Source organism: Synergistaceae bacterium (genome assembly GCA_021372895.1).
In the GTDB taxonomy this organism is placed as follows: Bacteria; Synergistota; Synergistia; order Synergistales; family Synergistaceae; genus JAJFTP01.
In genome coordinates this window covers 12,698-28,414 of sequence record JAJFTP010000070.1, presented here as the reverse complement: position 1 = coordinate 28,414, position 15,717 = coordinate 12,698, and the positions used below count along the sequence as shown (strand labels likewise).

The window sequence follows — 15,717 nt, the reverse complement described above, 5'->3', positions numbered from 1 at the left end:
GAAGCAGTCAACAGATTCAGGCCTGTTGCGATATTAAGGCTTTCCTGCATCCATGGAGCAAGCACCATCATGCCGAGAAAACCCAGGACTATCGACGGTAGAAAACCCAGCAGTTCAAGCATCACTTTGAGGAAACTCCTTATGCTTTTCGGCGCGATTTCAGCAGTGAATACCGCAAGCGCAACTGCGACGGGCAGGCTAATCGCGCTCGCCAAAAGAGTGGCGGCGAGAGTGCCGGCAATAAGAGGGAACATCCCAAACACAGGGGGGGTCTCTACCGGATACCAGTCAAAACCGAACAATATCTCGATCAGTGAGACATCTTTCAGTACGGGCAGACCATTTATAATCAGAAATCCGAGAATAAATACCATGAGCAGGATACCGATAGTCGAGACACAGAAAACCAGCCGGGACGCGATCTTGTCGCCTATGCCTCCGAACCCGGTGTCAATGCTTTTCTGAAGAGGGTTTTTTTTCTTCATATCGTCTATCGTCCTCCATGCGGTTATGCGCATATAGCGCATTTCCTGTGTGCCTTTAAATAAAACGAAGAGGCCGGCTCAGCCGGCTTGTTTTCTGACATGACATTGTTGGGCGCGCGGGGCCATTGCTATTACCCACGCGCCCAACAGAGTTTTATGTCTATTTTTTTATGTCCTGAAGTGATACGAACCCTTTGCTGTTGACTATCCTCTGTCCGGCTTCGCTCTGCATGAATGTTATGAAATCAAGGACTTCGCCCTCAGGCCAGCCGTTAGTGAACATAAACAGATAGCGTGAAAGCGGGTACTTGCCGCTGCGCGCTCCGGCAGCCGAGCTGTGTATCCCGTCAACAGAGAGAGCCTTGACAGATTTACTCACATAGCCCATGCCATCATATCCTATCGCGTTCTTGTTCTGCGAGATGACCGTCATCATTGCTCCGCTCGAAGATGCCACCTGAGCCTTAGGCGTAACGCGCTCCTTGCTGCCGATGTCCATGATCATCTCCTGCCATGTTCCGTACGTACCGGAGCTCGTGTCGCGTCCGACTACCACTATGGGAGCATCTGCTCCTCCGACCTGTTTCCAGTTTGTGACCTTGCCGGAATAGATGTCCTTAAGCTGTGCTCTTGTAAGTGAATTAACGGGATTCGAAGGATGCACTATAGGGACCAGGCAGTCCAGCGCGACCGCAAACGGGACAGGATAGATCTTATTGTCCATGCACGCCTTTATTTCCGAATCTTTGATGAAGCGCGAGGCCATCGCTATCTGCGTCTTCCCACCTGCAAGCGACTTGAACCCGTTACCTGTTCCGGTGCCTGAGACAGAGAACTTTGCACCGGGGTTCTGCTTCATAAACTGCTCTGCCGCTGCCTGTCCGAAGGGCAGCACCGTTGTTGAACCGTCCATAACTATCTGCCCTGCAAACGCTGCGGATGCAAATATCATAACCGCTAAACCTGCCATTACAGCAATAACTTTTTTCATCTTATCTCCTCCTGTTTTCTGTGTTATACGAAGTATAGAGGGTAAAAGTTAACAGCGTGTGTAGTAATTGTAACAGATATGTAACGGTAAATGAAAGCAAAGAATATGACCGGAATATTATATGCCGGCGCCCTGTGCCATGCTATGGCAGGAGCATTCAATCATGATTTTCTTGGAAGCGATACCGCCTCCATTACTCCGCCGGCAACAGATAAGGCTTTGTCAGATATTGTAAAGCAGAATGTGCGGTCGCCGCGCGGGTCTATATCGCCTATTTTCATGCCTTTTCTTAGTGCGACTGATTTGTGTATCAGTCCGCGCAGAACTCCGCTTATCCGGGCTGTGACAGGCATACCTGAGACCTCGGCGATATAATCGCCTTTTTGGACAAGATCCCCTATCTCTTTTAACGGTTTGAGCGCTCCGTCGGCAGGAGAGCGAAGAAGGCGCTCAATTCCGCTGCCCATCACCACATCCGGAATACCGGTGTCAGGCACAGCCGAACCATTTTTTATCAGGCGTCCCAACGAGTGCCCCCGCTTAGTCTCGACTACAAAATGCACATCATCGGGAGCCGTGAAGCCGGGGCCTATTCCTACGACAAGAGAAGCCATGTCCCTGCCGGTGCCTGTATTACGCTTCGCCATTATCGCATCTACAAGTATATCCGGTTTTAATATATCTATACTTCTTCCGTCAGGGTCTACAAAAACATTGACTATATCAGGGTCAATATCTTCTATCGATCGCCTTTTTACCGCTCTCATCCCTTCAACAGAGAACCCTCCGTCGAACACTGCCTGGGCCACGGATACCATGCGCCTCACTACAAGCGGCCTTTCGCATTCAAGTACTGCAACTGTGAAACCTGCCCTGTAAAGCCTGTATATTATTCCCGTGGCAAGGTCTCCGCCGCCGCGCACAATTGCAAGCCCTCGTGCACTTCCCATCTTTTACCTCCTGAACCTGACTATTGTGACACCGTAACCGCCCTCGCCAGGACCTCCAAGATTATGTTCAATAACGTATGGTATACGTTTGCAGAGAGCCTGGACCTCACGGCGAAGTATGCCTTCGCCTCGCCCGTGTATAACAGTGACGGTATCGTAACCGGCGCGGTATGCCTGGTCAAGGTACTGCTCGACCATCGGAAGGGCTTCATCTATCGTCATACCGCGCACCATGATCGAGCTTGGGACTCCGACAGGGCGCGAAACTTTTATCTGAACAGGCGCAGCGGCGGCTGGAATTGCACTTTGTGCGACACGCGCAAGCTTTGCAAGCGGGACTTCAACTTCCGCCGCACCGGCCTGCACAAGCACTTTTTTGCCCCTTAGCTCAAGCACATAGGCTATCCCCTTCGTCCCTATTATCTGGACCGCATCCCCAGCTTTAAGCACATCCGCAGACACGGCTACGGACTGCCTGGCAATCTTTTTATCCTCACGCCTTAACGCGGATTTTTCTATGATGGCAAAGTGGCTGCGTTTTTTCTCCAGCTCACGTCTGGCAGATGATTCCGCCTCTGCTGTCTCCATGTTTTTTATGAGGGCTCGCGCCGAATTTTCCGCATTACGCACTATGCTGAGTGCTTTTTTATCGGCGCCCGCTATAAGCTCTTCACGTTTTTCTTCTATTGCCTTTATCCGTGATTCGTAGTCTGCCTTGAGAGCTTCCAATTTTTTGCGTGAGGCCTCTACCTCCCTGTTTTCCCTTTCAAGCGCGGCACGTTTTTCATGAAGCTCTCCTATAAGGTCTTCCATAGATACTTCACTTCCGCTCATCGCCGACTGCGCCCTCCTGATTATGGCCTCCGGCATCCCAAGCTTGCCTGCAATGAGAAGCGCATTGCTGCGCCCCGGAATGCCTATCAAAATGCGATAGGTGGGAGAGAGGGTCGCAGTATCGAATTCAACGCTTGCAGTCTCGATGGAATCAGTCGCAAGCGCAAATCGTTTTATCGGGTTGTGGTGGGTAGTGGCGAGCACAAGCACTCTTTTTTCGCGCAGCCAGTCCAGAAGCGCGATGCCAAGCGCAGCGCCCTCATCCGGGTCTGTTCCGGCCCCAAGCTCGTCAAGCAGGACTACCGAGCGGTCAGTGACCATGCCAAGTATCTCCGCTATGTGCGTTATATGCGCGCTGAACGTCGACAGGCTCTGCTCTATGCTCTGTTCGTCACCTATATCGACAAAGAGTTCTCCTATGTCGCCAAGCTGAGACCCCTCAGAAGCCGGTATCGGAAACCCCATCCAGCCCAGAATAATACAGACTCCGACAGTTTTCAGCGCCACTGTCTTACCTCCGGTGTTGGGGCCTGTTATCACAAGTATTTTGAATTTATCACCACAGCTTATATCGATAGGCACAGCCCGCTCAAAGAGCAGCGGATGCCTTGCGCCGCAGAAATTAAAACTTTTGCGCGGCAAAATCTCAGGCATGTTCCACCTGTCAATGCGTTTTTTCTCGGACAGGGCATAGAAGAGGTCAATAGTACCCAGCACTGCCTCGGCATCCAAAATGCCCTTTCTTTTTGCAAGCATCTTAGCGGTCAGGCTTCTCAGTATCCGCTGTTCTTCGTGCATCTCCGCGCTGTGGTTAGAGCTGTATTCGTTGTTGAGTATGATAAGTGAGTGCGGCTCCATGTAGACGCTGCTGCCGGAACCGGAACGGTCGACTACGATCCCGGGGAACGTACTGAGCGCATCCTGCCTGACAACGAACGCGTGCCTTCCGTTGCGCAGAGCAAGCACGCGTTCCTGAAGCATCCCTGAGATGGCCGGATCATTGAGCATGGCGTGCCCCTTGCGGCGGATCGTCTCCCGAAGCGTGCGCATTGCCGCACGGACATCGCGTAATTTCTCCGACGCAGAGTCGTAGAGACGCCCGTCATCATCCAGGACAGACAGGGCCCCTATTTCTTCTGTGAAATCGCGCAGATCGCGCACCAGCATTGAAAAGGACGGAAAGGATCCCTTTTCCGAGTTTAATGTTTCCCTGAGCTGCATTGACAAGGCCAGCACTATGCGTATTTTAAGAAGCTCTTCGCCGGTAAGGAACCCTGCCTCGGCAGCTTCCTCCAGAAGCTCCCCCACTGGCGCTATCCTATTATTCCAGGGAAGCTCGCCCTTTGAAGCCCTGTATCCCTCAACCGAGTTAAAAAGCTCCTGTCTCCTGCGAAGGCCGTCCATATCCTGTGCCGGCACTATCCGGCAAGCAGCGGCCACACCGAGTTCGCTTCTGCAGTGTTTAGTGATAAGCTCTATGATTTTTTGTATCTCAAGGCTATGGTAAGCCGTATGCTCTGCAAACATTGAGGTCAGACCCTATCTCCGATGTGCCGCATAATGTGTGTTCTGCCGCTGCCGGGGACATACCCCTCAGGGCCGCCGCTGCCGGTGCGGTACGGCCGCAGTATCTGTTCGAGCGTGCCGCTCGGAAGCTCCGCAGCATGCGGCAGGAGTTTGAAGTCCACGAGTATCTGCCGAACCTCTGTCCAATGCCGCCCGGCATAGCGAAGCGTGTCGCTTTCGGTCATCCATGTAGGATTGACTACCGGAGCCATCAGCAGGCCGCCGATAAGCACGACATAGATGAAGATGACTGTTTTGAGCAGGCCCGAGAATACCCCCAGCAGCCTGTCGATGCCGTTTAAGCTGACTGCGGACAGCAGGCCTCTTATGGCCCGGCGGAGGACTGCAACAGCAATGGTTATCGAGATCCACACCAAAACCATGGCAAGGAGCTGGGCCGCATAAATGTTTATTCCAGCAGCCCCGGCAATTATTGAACCAAGGACCCCTGAAAACTTGAACGAGACATAAATAGCCCCGATAAAACCGGCAAGGTTGAGCATTTCCCCGACAAAACCACGAAAACATCCCCGGATGACAAAATAACATCCGAGGAAAATGAAAAATATATCGATCACGTGCCACCCGACAATACTCAATCAATATCCCCTGTATGCAAAGTTTTTTGGGTAAGCATCTCCAAACGGCAACATACCTCGTCCATCTGATTCGACAGGGACATCAGCGCAAGAAAAAGTCGGTCCTCCTGGCTCAGGTTCAGCGGGAATGAATCAACTATGGCCTGAACATCAAAGACCACGCGGGCAAATCGCTCTTCATCAAGGGGAGTTGTCAGAGTGTATCTCTGCCTCCCGACGATAAAGGTGTATTTACCATCTCCCAGCTTCCTAACGCCTGCGGCTTCGTCCATGATCAGACTCCTGTCCAACTACCCCTGCGGATGGGAGTTTTCTTCCTTTTTCTCCTCCGGTGCAATTGCAATGACGCGCCCAAGAAGTCCCTCAAGCCTGTTCTTTATCGCATTTTTTTCCGAATCATCCTCAGAGGCCCTCTTCTGTGCCTCTTCCTGGAGCTGAAGTATCTCAAGATCCCTGTCATCAATGATGCCTTTGAGCTCATGAACCTCTCTTGCCAGTTCCTCATTCTCTCGCTTCATCACGGCTATCATATTCTCAAGTCTTCCTATTGCATTTTCGATCTGTTCAAACTGCTGTAACATAGAGGCACCCCCCCTTGTGGAATATCCTGTCCAAATTCTACCAGACTATAAGGCTCCGCGGACATCCCCGCCAAATTTTTTACTTATTTTCTTAACCATTTGTTTTGTCACGGTATCAATTTTATCAGACGTGAGCGTACCTTCGTCAGAACCGATCCAGGTGCGGAACGTCACGGATTTCTTTCCTGCCCCGACCTGCGCTCCGCGGTATTCGTCAATGAAGCGGATCTCCTTTACAAGTTCAACCTTTGACGCAGTTTCATATATTTCCGCCCATGTCACATTCTCATCAAAGACTATCGAAAGATCAAAGTTGACAAGAGGATATTCGGGCAGATGTCTGAATACGTTATGGCGCGAGGCAAGCGGAATGAGTTTTTCTGCATCAAGTTCAAAGAGTACGGCAAGACCGCGCTTGATGCCGGAGCTTCGCGCCGCCTTCGGCGACACCAGTCCCATATCTCCGATCACCTCTCCGCAGCAAAGTATATTCGTCCATAGCTTATCCTCCGACCATATCGGCTTCGTAACCTGAGCAAATGACAGGGCTTCGATCTGCGCCCCCCTGTGCATGTATCCAAGCACACCCTTTGCCTCGCGGAACAAAGTCCTTGGGTCGGTACCGACAAAGGCCCCCCCAAGATGGCGAGGCATAAGGGGAAGCATCTCCGCCGGATCGTTTATGCTGTGGTAATCTTTATCAAAGAATACCTGCGTGAGTTCGAACAGGCGAAAGTTATCAAAATAACGGAGGTTTGTGAAGACAGCCTTAAGCAGGCCCGGTACAAGTGTCGAACGCAGGCGGCTCTCTTCCGGGGACGGAGGTGTGGATATGCTCAGCATTTCAGACGTATCAGCGCCTGATGCGGCAATATATTCGTCCCCGATCCACGGATATGTAAATATCTCCTGCATGCCGCAGCGGAATGCAAGGTATTCGCGCACAGCGCGTTCCGTGTCAGGAACTCTCTGGTTCACAGACTTTTCAAGAACGATTGCCGGAGGGATAAACTCAAAGTTCTCGTAGCCCATAAGGCGCGCGACTTCCTCCAGTATGTCGTTAGGCAGAGATATGTCTCCTGTTGAGCGCCATGAAGGCGCCTCGACAACCAGTCGATCGCCATTGGCGGCGACGGCAAAACCAAGGCGGCCAAGCTTTTCCTTTACATGATCTACTGTGATATCCCTGCCAAGCCTCTTACAGAGGAATGAAAGCTCAACTTCAACTTTCGCGTTATCAGGCTGAACGGGATAATTGTCGACATATCCGGAGAAGACAAAATCAGGGAACTCAGTCTTAAACATAGACACCGCTACGGCTGCCGCTTCATCCACCCGCTGCGTGTCTATCCCCTTTTCGTAGCGTGAGGATGCCTCCGTCCTTATGTCAAAACGCTGCGCGGTGCGACGCACTCCCAAGGGACTGAAGTTGGCGATTTCAAGGATGAGCTCAGTTGTCTCGGGAAGTATAGAATCAAACCTGCCGCCCATGATCCCGGCAAGCGCGATCGGGCCCTTTCTATCCGCTATTACAAGGTCCTCCGTAGTTAGGTCAAGCACCTCTCCGTCAAGAAGCTCCAATGTTTCACCCTCTGCCGCCTTCCTCACGTGTATATCTCCGCTGATATGTTTTCTGTCAAATCCATGCGTCGGCTGTCCTGTGGCAAGCATCACATAATTAGTGATATCGACAGGGAGATTTATCGGCCTTATGCCCACGCGCCAGAGCATGCTGCGCAGTGAGAAAGGAGAGGTGATATTTTTTATATTCCTGAATACCAGTCCTGCATATCGGGGACAGCGCTCCGGGTCGTCTATAACCACACAAAGTCCGTCTGACGCAGAAGGGAGCTCCACTGCCCCGACAGGCTTAAGCGTGCAGCCGTAAATTGCGGACAGCTCGCGTGCCATGCCATAGTGCCCCCACAGGTCCGGCCTGTTAGTCATTGACTTGTTGTCTATCTCGAGGATCGTATCATCAAGTTCAAGCGCCTCAGCCACAGGAGTGCCCGGCTTCACATCAAACTCGGTGATGTCCATTATCTCTGCCGGCTGCGCTGAAGGGAATAAGTCCCCGAGGCCTATTTCTCCGGAGGAACATATCATCCCAAAGCTCATAACTCCGCGCAGCTTGGCCGGCTTTATCTCCACCGGCTCGCCTTCTCCGTGCCAGCGCACCATAGCACCGGGCTTTGCAACTACTGTCAGCTGCCCGGGGGCAAGGTTCACACCGCCGCACACAATGGTACTCGGAGCGATGTCGCCTACGTCGACAGTGCAGATGCGAAGCTTATCGGCATCCGGGTGCGGTCCAACTGTTATTATGCGTCCTGCGACAAGGCCGCCAAGGCTGTCTGCGATGTTTACCGCATTCTCCACCTCGACAGTACACATAGTAAGGTCGTGGGACAGCTTCTCCATGGTAAGATTTTCAGGCAGGTCAACATATTCTTTTATCCAGTTAAGTGAAAGTTTCATATCATCCGTCTCCTATTTGAACTGATTGAGAAAGCGAAGGTCGGCACTGTGGAAGAGGCGGACATCATCTACTCCGTAGCGCATCATTACAAGCCTGTCGAGCCCGATGTTGACGTAGAAGCCCGACCATACCGAAGGATCAAGTCCGGCGGCCTTGAGCACATTGGGGTGCGGAGTGCCTCCGGGCATGACCTCGATCCAGCCGACGTGCTTGCAGACCCTGCAACCCTCCCCGCCGCACACGAGACAGCGCATGTCGATCTCAAAGCCGGGTTCTACAAACGGAAAAAAGCCTACTCTCATACGAACTTCAACATCACGCCCGAAGACCTTGTCCAATACCGTTTTCACTAGCAGTTTACCGGACGCGAAAGAGAAATCCCTGTCGACTATCAATGCTTCGTACTGGAAGAAAGCCCTCTCGTGACGCGCATCTGTCGTCTCGTTCCGGTAGACCCTTCCGGGGTATACAAAACGTGCCGGGGCTCCATGCTGCTGCAGATAGCGGACACTCGCACCCGTGAGGTGCGGCCTGAGGCAAAGGCGTTTCGCCCCGTGCTCCTCCTCGTGGTCCTTGAGCCAGTATGTATCCATGCTGTCTCGCGCAGGATGTTCCGGAGCAAAATTAAGGTTATCAAAGGCGTATAGCTCGCTGGTTATCTCAGGCTCGGAGAATACCTCAAATGCAAGCGAGCGGAACGCATCGTTCAGATCGTAGCACATCTGGGTTATGGGATGGAGACCTCCATGGAACGGCTCGATGCCGGGAAGTGTTATATCCGCAAACCCTTCCACCGACGATGCCTTCTTCAGCAGTTCCTCCTGCTTCTCGTCAATGGCCGCGTTCAGTATCTCCTTGACCTCATTCGCAGCCTGGCCCAGAACTTTTCTTATCTCCGGCGCAGCCTGCCCTACGCTCTTGAGTATTTCCGTGACCTCTCCTTTGCGACCAAGAAGGTTGGCGCGGACAAGCTGGAGATCGTCAGCAAAAGATGTCTCGGATATTTTATCCATCCCTGATTTCTTAAGCTTCTCAAGCCGCTCGAAAAAACCTGTTTCCGCAAGCTTTTTCATACCCTGTTTTGTCAGTTCATCGAACACTTAACCATTCCTCCAGTATATGCGGCGGCCTCCGTTACTGTACCGTGCCTGTCAAATTAAGATCCTGAATATCGATGAAATTGGACATGTCACTCTTTTTTATAAGTTTGTCCATATCTTGCTTATGTCCAAGTATCCATAGTTTGTCTGATCCTTCAAACGGCCTGGTAGATACAGGCGCTGTCTGTTTCCCGTTATTTTCAACCAGTACGACTACCACATTATATCTCTGTGAAAATCGCAGTTCAGTCATACTTTTGCCTATCATCTCCGGAAGAGGGGAGACTTTTCCAAAGACAAAATCGCCGCCCTCCACCCTTGTAAAACTCGAATACCAGGGATATACAAGATTTTCAGCCACCCTGTACCCCATATCCCACTCAGGAAAAACTATCTTGTGTGCGCCTACCCTCTTGAGGACTTTTGCGTGCAGTGCATTGGAAGCCCTGGCGATGACTAGAGGCACACCCAGATCGACCAGAATAGAGGTACACAGTATACTGTTTTCAACCGCCTCCCCGATGGTGACTATGGCAACATCAACCTCTTTGGCCCCGACCTTTATCAGTGCGTTTTCGTCGGAAACCTCAACCTGAGCTGCCACATCTATCCTGTCAGCCATCTCGTTTACCGGTCCCTCTACGGAGTCGACTCCGATAACTATCTGCCCGAGCTCAGCCAGTTTATCGCATAGTGAGATTCCGAAGCGCCCGAGCCCTACTATAAGATAACTCTTTTTGTCCTGCGCCATTTAAATATCCCCTTTGTTCTATCCTACAGGAATTTGGGTATCAGAGTAACTGATTTTAGGTCCCTTATCTATGGAAACAATTGATGCAAAGAACGAGAGTATTCCTACCCTGCCCCAGAACATAAGCATTACAAGCACTATTTTACCAGCAACTGAGAAATGAGGGGTGATCCCAAGGCTCAATCCCACCGTTCCCATTGCCGAAGCCGCCTCAAAAATGATTTTGTTGAATGGCATATTTTCAAGCACTGCTAAAATGGCTGAACCGGTAAGGAAGGTGGCAATATATACAAAAGCGATGGCAAGTGCCCTTCTCTCCGTCGCAGGGGATATTCTCCTATGTCGGAACGTAGTCTCGCTTCTGCCATGCAGCTCATTCCATACAGATATCACAAGGACGCCAAGAGTCGTTGTTTTTATACCTCCTCCTGTGGAAGCCGGGGAAGCACCTATAACCATCAGTATAATCATCACTGCCTGCCCAAGTCCCGAGAATTTTACAGGAGCGATCGTGTCAAACCCGGCTGTTCTTGTCGTAACGCTCGCAAAGAGCGCATTCCATAATCTGGCCCATCCGGGCATGCCGGACAGGGCACCGTTCCAGTCGGAAATAACGATCATGACAGTTCCGGCAGTCAGAAGCCAGAACGTAAGAAACAGGACAAGCATAGAATAGTGAGACAGCCTTTTTCGAGAAAAGATACAACTCCAGCATTCGGCAAATACAGGGAACCCTATGCCGCCGAGTACGATCAAAAACATAGTCGTCCCCGGAACGATAAAAGAAAGATAAAACCCTTCCAGCCCATCAACATAAGGAGAAAAACCCGCATTGCAGAATGAGCTTACGGAGTGGAATACTGCGTAGTAGGCAGCATTTGTAAGATGTTCTCCGTGCAGTATAAAACCAAAAAAGAGAAATATTGCTCCAATAAATTCAACGGACAAAGTGTACTTGATAATTATCATCAGAAGCTTGACAGCTCCATGGACACCTTCTATACCAAACCCCCAAAGAAAGGATATTCTGCTTTTGATCCCTATTCTCCTGCCTGCTGCCAGGGTGAGCAGCATCATACCTGTCATGAAGCCAAGACCGCCGACCTGTATCAGCAGAAGAAGTATAAACTGTGAGACGATCCCCATATCGCCCCCTACGCTTATAGTTGCAAGTCCCGTAACACAGACTGCCGACGTAGACATAAAAAGTGCATCCACAGGAGCCATAGGCATGTGATAAATGTAATTATTGCTCAGCCATAAGAGAAAGGCTCCCGCCAGTATGACCAGCAGGAACCCGGATACGAAAATTTTCTCTACTTTATAAGATGTATGCAGCTGCAATTTAAAACCTGGCTCTACAGTGCCGCGCGCGCCTTTTCAACGAGCTGGGCAAACGCCGGCATATCATTGACTGCAAGGTCAGCGAGCATCTTGCGGTTAATGGTGATATTCGCCCTTTTAAGTCCGTTGATAAGTGCGCTGTAGGCGATCCCGTTCGCACGTGCCGCGGCGTTGATACGGACGATCCACAGTTTGCGGAAATCGCGCTTCTTAAGCTTGCGGCCGGAGAATGCGCTTGTCAGCGCATGCAGATAGGCTTCACGTGCACGGCGATAGACGTTTTTCTTGCGGCCCCAGAATCCCTTTGTAATGCTGTATAGTTTTTTATGTTTGCTGCGGCTTGCGCTTGATCCTTTTACTCGCATTTCATGTCACTCCTCAGTATTATTTCGTTTAAAGAGCCCCGGCTTATGCGTAGGGCAGAAGCTTCTTGATGTGGCCGGCTACTGATGCCGGCAGGATCCCCTTTTTTTTGAGGGAACGAAGCCGCTTTGAGCTCTTGGACGCAAGAAGATGTCCGCGGCCGCTTTTCTTGAAGCTAACTTTGCCCGTGCCTGTGATCTTAAACCGTTTCTTTGTGGCGGAGTGAGTTTTCATTTTGGGCATTGCAATGTTCCTCCTCTTGTTCTATCCCCTTTAAAGAGGATTTATTACATTTCAGTTGATATCTTCTGCTGCAGCAACTGCATCAGCATCAGACTTCTTACTCATTACTGCTCCAGGCGTTTCTGCCGCTGCGGCCGCAGCCTTGATCGGCTTTGTTTTGGCAAGCGTTACGCTTTCCTCTGCAGGTTTTAGCGGCTTCTTTGCAGCTTCTGCCTGCACGGCAGGCGCAATCATGATCCTCATATAAGAACCTTCCATACGCGGATCCATTTCCACCTTGCCGTAATCTTCGACAGCAGCCACAACTTTGTTCAGGACTTCCCTTCCTCTGTCGAGAAAGGCCATTTCCCTGCCGCGGAAGAAGATAGAGACCTTTACGCGATGTCCGGCAAGAAGAAATACCTTGATCGCCTTGACCTTAAAGTCATAGTCGTGCTGGTCTATCTTAGGCCGCATCTTGATCTCTTTGACTGCCTGATTCTTCTGTTTTTTGCGTGCGTCTTTGTCTCGTTTCTGCTGCTGGAAACGATACTTACCGTAATCCATTATGCGGCATACCGGCGGGGTCGCCTGCGGCGCAACTTCTACGAGATCAAGTTCTGCAGCTTCAGCCAGCGCCAGCGCCTCTTTCGTGCTTATAACACCGCGCTTGGCGTTCTGTTCATCAATAAGAAGAATCTCAGCTGCCCGAATGTCAGAATTTACGCGGGGTTCGTCGTCCTTGTTTGCTATGGCATTACACCTCCTGATGTATTTTTGATTGAAACAAAAACGGGCTGAGCGCAATAAGACACGCTCAGCCCATAGAAATCCCTTCCTAGGTCGGCCTGACAACTGACGTCGTCGGCAGGCGAGAGGCGCATCCTCTGCTTAAAAACCCGTTGATGCAAATCAACTCGTGAATGTTAGCATAACTATTTATATAATGCAAGAGCAGGCACACCCATCATTAACAGCCACGATGCCCGCCCAAGCCGGGATCCGGCCTTGCCTGTCCGGATCTGCACTGTCTTGATCAGTGCGCACGGAAAGCGCAAACAAGATGCTGACCCGTGCCCATCTTCCTCCGTACTTCTATAGCGGATCGAACTCGCCCTTAAGATGTTCGATAAATCCTTCAAAAGACATAGAGCCAAGATCCCCCTTACTCCTGTCACGGACGGCAACTGTGCCCTCTTCGGCTTCGCGCGCTCCTATCACGAGCATGTAGGGTACTTTTTGAAGCTGGGCGTCACGAATCTTCTTGCCAAGTTTTTCGTCGCGTGCATCAACCTCAGTACGGATACCTGCGTTTCTTAGTTTCTTGCTGAGCTCATCTGTGTACGCCGTAAAATCGGCACTTACCTGAAGAAGTTTTACCTGTACGGGTGCTAGCCAGTATGGGAAAGCACCGGCATAATTCTCTATCAGGATGCCCATGAATCTCTCCAGGCTTCCGAGGACTGTCCTGTGGAGCATTACCGGCCTGTGTTCAGCTCCGTCGCTGCCGATGTATGTCATGTCGAATTTCTCAGGCATCTGGAAGTCGAGCTGTATGGTTCCGCACTGCCATGTACGTCCGATACAGTCCTCCAGATGGAAATCGATCTTAGGACCATAGAACGCGCCGTCTCCGGGGTTGAGCTTGTAAGTCGTGCCTGTCTCTTCTAGCGCTTCCTTTAACCACTGTTCCGCAATATCCCATAGTTTTGGATCGCCCATGGAATTTTCTGGCCTTGTCGAAAGCTCGACATAGTATTTAAATCCGAAGACGTCCTTATAGATATATCGGTTCAGATCCATTATTGCCTTTATCTCGTCTTTGACCTGTTCGGGCATGCAGTAGACGTGTGCGTCATCCTGAGTAAACGCGCGGACGCGCATAAGCCCGTGCAGTGCGCCGGAACGCTCATGACGGTGGACGAAACCGAGTTCAGCCATTCGCAGCGGCAACTCCCGGTAGCTGCGGATATCGTTATTATAGACAAGAATGCCGCCGGGGCAATTCATTGGCTTGATTGCGAACGGAGTTCCGTCTATCTCCGTGAAATACATATTTTCCTTATAGTGATCCCAGTGCCCGGAGCGGAGCCAGAGCGAGCGGTCAAGGATCATCGGAGTTTTTATCTCTACATAGCCGCGTTTGGTGTGTTCTTTACGCCAGAACTCTATCAGGTTGTTCATTATCACCATCCCCTTGGGATGGAAGAACGGGAATCCCGGACCCTCAGGATGGATACTGAAGAGGTCAAGTTCCTTTCCGAGCTTGCGGTGGTCACGCGCCTTAGCCTCTTCGACCCTGCGAAGATATTCTTTCAGTTCATCCTCTGTTCCGAAAGCAGTCCCGTAGATACGCGTAAGCATCTCTTTGTTCTCGTCGCCATGCCAATATGCTCCGGCAAGAGAGAGAAGTTTGAAGAATTTGCAGCATCCGGTGTGCGGGACGTGGGGACCGCGGCAGAAATCGACAAAATCGCCCTCCCTGTATATTGACAGGATAGTCCCGTCTTCTATGTTTTCGATCATCTCGACCTTGAGGTCTTCGCCAAGCTCTGTAAAAAGTTTTACTGCATCTTGCTTGGACAGTTCTTCCCTTACAAGAGGTACTTTTTCCTGTGATATCTTCCGCATCTCCGCCTCTATCTTAGGCAGGTCCTCGTCGGATATCGGCTTGGGGAATCTGATGTCGTAGTAGAATCCGTCCTTTATGGACGGGCCTATGCCGAACTTAGCCCCAGGGAAGAGTCTGAGTACGGCGTGAGCCATGAGGTGTGCCGTCGAATGGCGCAGAAGGTCAAGCCCCTCCGCGCAGTCAGGGGATATAGGCGTGATCTCTGTGTCAGCCGTGAATATCTTGTCACAGTCGATAAGCGCCCCGTCCACCTTCGCTCCTATCGCCTTTTTGAGATGCCATACTTCAAGAAGCTGACGGACTGACGCGCTGTCGGCCTCAAAAACCTTCCCTTCGCGGGTAAAAAAACGTGCCATAAAATATCCCTCCTGTAAAAATGCCTTATTTCCTGCCTGTGCTTCCAAAACCACCTGACGAACGCTCTGTATCCGCAAGCTCATCTGACCTTACGATATCGACATGTGTAACAGCGGCAAATACTATCTGCGCTATCCTGTCTCCTGGCTCAACGACAAAATCGTCCCTGCCGTGGTTGACGAGGATTATGCGCACTTCTCCGCGGTAGTCAGAGTCGATCGTCCCCGGTGCATTAAGTACCGTAACTCCGTGCTTCAGCGCAAGGCCGCTCCTTGGCCTTATCTGCGCCTCACAGCCAAGGGGCATTTCCAAATAAAGCCCCGTGCCGACGCAACCGCGATCACCGGCGTGAATGACTGCGGATTCCGCGGCGCGCACATCCATGCCGGAAGACCCAACCGTTGCATACGCAGGGAGGGATATGCCGTCTGCGGCTTTGACCTTTACTATGATCGTTCCCATT

Annotated in this window: 16 protein-coding genes; all 16 read right to left on the bottom strand. The window is 51.2% G+C overall.

Translation table 11 applies throughout. The features are described from left to right. A partial coding sequence (locus LLF78_06670) for a phosphate ABC transporter permease subunit PstC (protein ID MCE5202175.1) occupies positions 1 to 485 on the bottom strand: 485 nt, incomplete at its 3' end. Positions 486 to 645: 160 nt separating this feature from the next. Then, entirely contained in the window at positions 646 to 1,476 is an 831-nt protein-coding gene (locus LLF78_06665) for a PstS family phosphate ABC transporter substrate-binding protein (GenBank protein ID MCE5202174.1), read from the bottom strand. Between the two features lie 161 nt (positions 1,477 to 1,637). Further along, the gene (locus LLF78_06660; GenBank protein MCE5202173.1) at positions 1,638 to 2,426 is read right to left on the bottom strand and encodes an EF2563 family selenium-dependent molybdenum hydroxylase system protein; all 789 of its coding nucleotides are present in this window, start codon (positions 2,424 to 2,426) and stop codon (positions 1,638 to 1,640) included. A gap of 3 nt (positions 2,427 to 2,429) precedes the next feature. After that, positions 2,430 to 4,787 (bottom strand): Smr/MutS family protein, encoded by a 2,358-nt coding sequence (locus tag LLF78_06655; protein MCE5202172.1) that lies wholly within the window; start codon positions 4,785 to 4,787, stop codon positions 2,430 to 2,432. A gap of 5 nt (positions 4,788 to 4,792) precedes the next feature. Then, positions 4,793 to 5,425, bottom strand: coding sequence for a CvpA family protein (locus LLF78_06650; protein ID MCE5202171.1), 633 nt, complete (start codon positions 5,423 to 5,425; stop codon positions 4,793 to 4,795). Next, complete coding sequence (locus tag LLF78_06645) at positions 5,422 to 5,697, bottom strand: cell division protein ZapA (GenBank protein MCE5202170.1); 276 nt, start codon at positions 5,695 to 5,697, stop codon at positions 5,422 to 5,424. The genes LLF78_06650 and LLF78_06645 overlap by 4 nt, the downstream gene beginning before the upstream one ends. Before the next feature lie 18 nt (positions 5,698 to 5,715). Continuing rightward, positions 5,716 to 6,006 carry a hypothetical protein gene (locus tag LLF78_06640; GenBank protein MCE5202169.1) on the bottom strand — a complete coding sequence of 97 codons (291 nt, stop codon included), beginning with the start codon at positions 6,004 to 6,006 and terminating at the stop codon, positions 5,716 to 5,718. Between the two features lie 45 nt (positions 6,007 to 6,051). Beyond that, entirely contained in the window at positions 6,052 to 8,484 is a 2,433-nt protein-coding gene (gene pheT / locus LLF78_06635; GenBank protein MCE5202168.1) for a phenylalanine--tRNA ligase subunit beta, read from the bottom strand. Between the two features lie 12 nt (positions 8,485 to 8,496). After that, the gene (locus LLF78_06630) at positions 8,497 to 9,585 is read right to left on the bottom strand and encodes a phenylalanine--tRNA ligase subunit alpha (GenBank protein MCE5202167.1); all 1,089 of its coding nucleotides are present in this window, start codon (positions 9,583 to 9,585) and stop codon (positions 8,497 to 8,499) included. Positions 9,586 to 9,619: 34 nt separating this feature from the next. Continuing rightward, the gene (locus LLF78_06625) at positions 9,620 to 10,336 is read right to left on the bottom strand and encodes a TrkA family potassium uptake protein (GenBank protein MCE5202166.1); all 717 of its coding nucleotides are present in this window, start codon (positions 10,334 to 10,336) and stop codon (positions 9,620 to 9,622) included. Between the two features lie 18 nt (positions 10,337 to 10,354). Further along, entirely contained in the window at positions 10,355 to 11,563 is a 1,209-nt protein-coding gene (locus LLF78_06620; GenBank protein ID MCE5202165.1) for a potassium transporter Trk, read from the bottom strand. A 131-nt stretch (positions 11,564 to 11,694) separates the two neighbouring features. Then, entirely contained in the window at positions 11,695 to 12,045 is a 351-nt protein-coding gene (rplT, locus tag LLF78_06615; GenBank protein ID MCE5202164.1) for a 50S ribosomal protein L20, read from the bottom strand. Positions 12,046 to 12,088: 43 nt separating this feature from the next. Further along, complete coding sequence (rpmI, locus tag LLF78_06610; GenBank protein MCE5202163.1) at positions 12,089 to 12,286, bottom strand: 50S ribosomal protein L35; 198 nt, start codon at positions 12,284 to 12,286, stop codon at positions 12,089 to 12,091. Between the two features lie 51 nt (positions 12,287 to 12,337). Then, complete coding sequence (gene infC, locus LLF78_06605) at positions 12,338 to 13,072, bottom strand: translation initiation factor IF-3 (protein MCE5202162.1); 735 nt, start codon at positions 13,070 to 13,072, stop codon at positions 12,338 to 12,340. A 288-nt stretch (positions 13,073 to 13,360) separates the two neighbouring features. Then, positions 13,361 to 15,253, bottom strand: a complete 1,893-nt coding sequence (gene thrS / locus LLF78_06600; protein ID MCE5202161.1) for a threonine--tRNA ligase — start codon at positions 15,251 to 15,253, stop codon at positions 13,361 to 13,363. A 25-nt stretch (positions 15,254 to 15,278) separates the two neighbouring features. After that, positions 15,279 to 15,716 (bottom strand): dUTP diphosphatase, encoded by a 438-nt coding sequence (gene dut, locus LLF78_06595; GenBank protein ID MCE5202160.1) that lies wholly within the window; start codon positions 15,714 to 15,716, stop codon positions 15,279 to 15,281. Position 15,717: the final 1 nt, after the last annotated feature.

Excerpts from the sequence above, each read along its gene's own strand:
- LLF78_06665 (MCE5202174.1), bottom strand. The coding sequence starts at position 1,476 with ATGAAAAAAGTTATTGCTGTAATGGCAGGTTTAGCGGTTATGATATTT.
- LLF78_06660 (MCE5202173.1), bottom strand. The coding sequence starts at position 2,426 with ATGGGAAGTGCACGAGGGCTTGCAATTGTGCGCGGCGGCGGAGACCTT.
- LLF78_06655 (MCE5202172.1), bottom strand. The coding sequence starts at position 4,787 with ATGTTTGCAGAGCATACGGCTTACCATAGCCTTGAGATACAAAAAATC.
- LLF78_06645 (MCE5202170.1), bottom strand. The coding sequence starts at position 5,697 with ATGGACGAAGCCGCAGGCGTTAGGAAGCTGGGAGATGGTAAATACACC.
- LLF78_06640 (MCE5202169.1), bottom strand. The coding sequence starts at position 6,006 with ATGTTACAGCAGTTTGAACAGATCGAAAATGCAATAGGAAGACTTGAG.
- pheT (MCE5202168.1), bottom strand. The coding sequence starts at position 8,484 with ATGAAACTTTCACTTAACTGGATAAAAGAATATGTTGACCTGCCTGAA.
- LLF78_06625 (MCE5202166.1), bottom strand. The coding sequence starts at position 10,336 with ATGGCGCAGGACAAAAAGAGTTATCTTATAGTAGGGCTCGGGCGCTTC.
- LLF78_06620 (MCE5202165.1), bottom strand. The coding sequence starts at position 11,563 with ATGGCTCCTGTGGATGCACTTTTTATGTCTACGTCGGCAGTCTGTGTT.
- rplT (MCE5202164.1), bottom strand. The coding sequence starts at position 12,045 with ATGCGAGTAAAAGGATCAAGCGCAAGCCGCAGCAAACATAAAAAACTA.
- rpmI (MCE5202163.1), bottom strand. The coding sequence starts at position 12,286 with ATGCCCAAAATGAAAACTCACTCCGCCACAAAGAAACGGTTTAAGATC.
- thrS (MCE5202161.1), bottom strand. The coding sequence starts at position 15,253 with ATGGCACGTTTTTTTACCCGCGAAGGGAAGGTTTTTGAGGCCGACAGC.
- dut (MCE5202160.1), bottom strand. The coding sequence starts at position 15,716 with ATGGGAACGATCATAGTAAAGGTCAAAGCCGCAGACGGCATATCCCTC.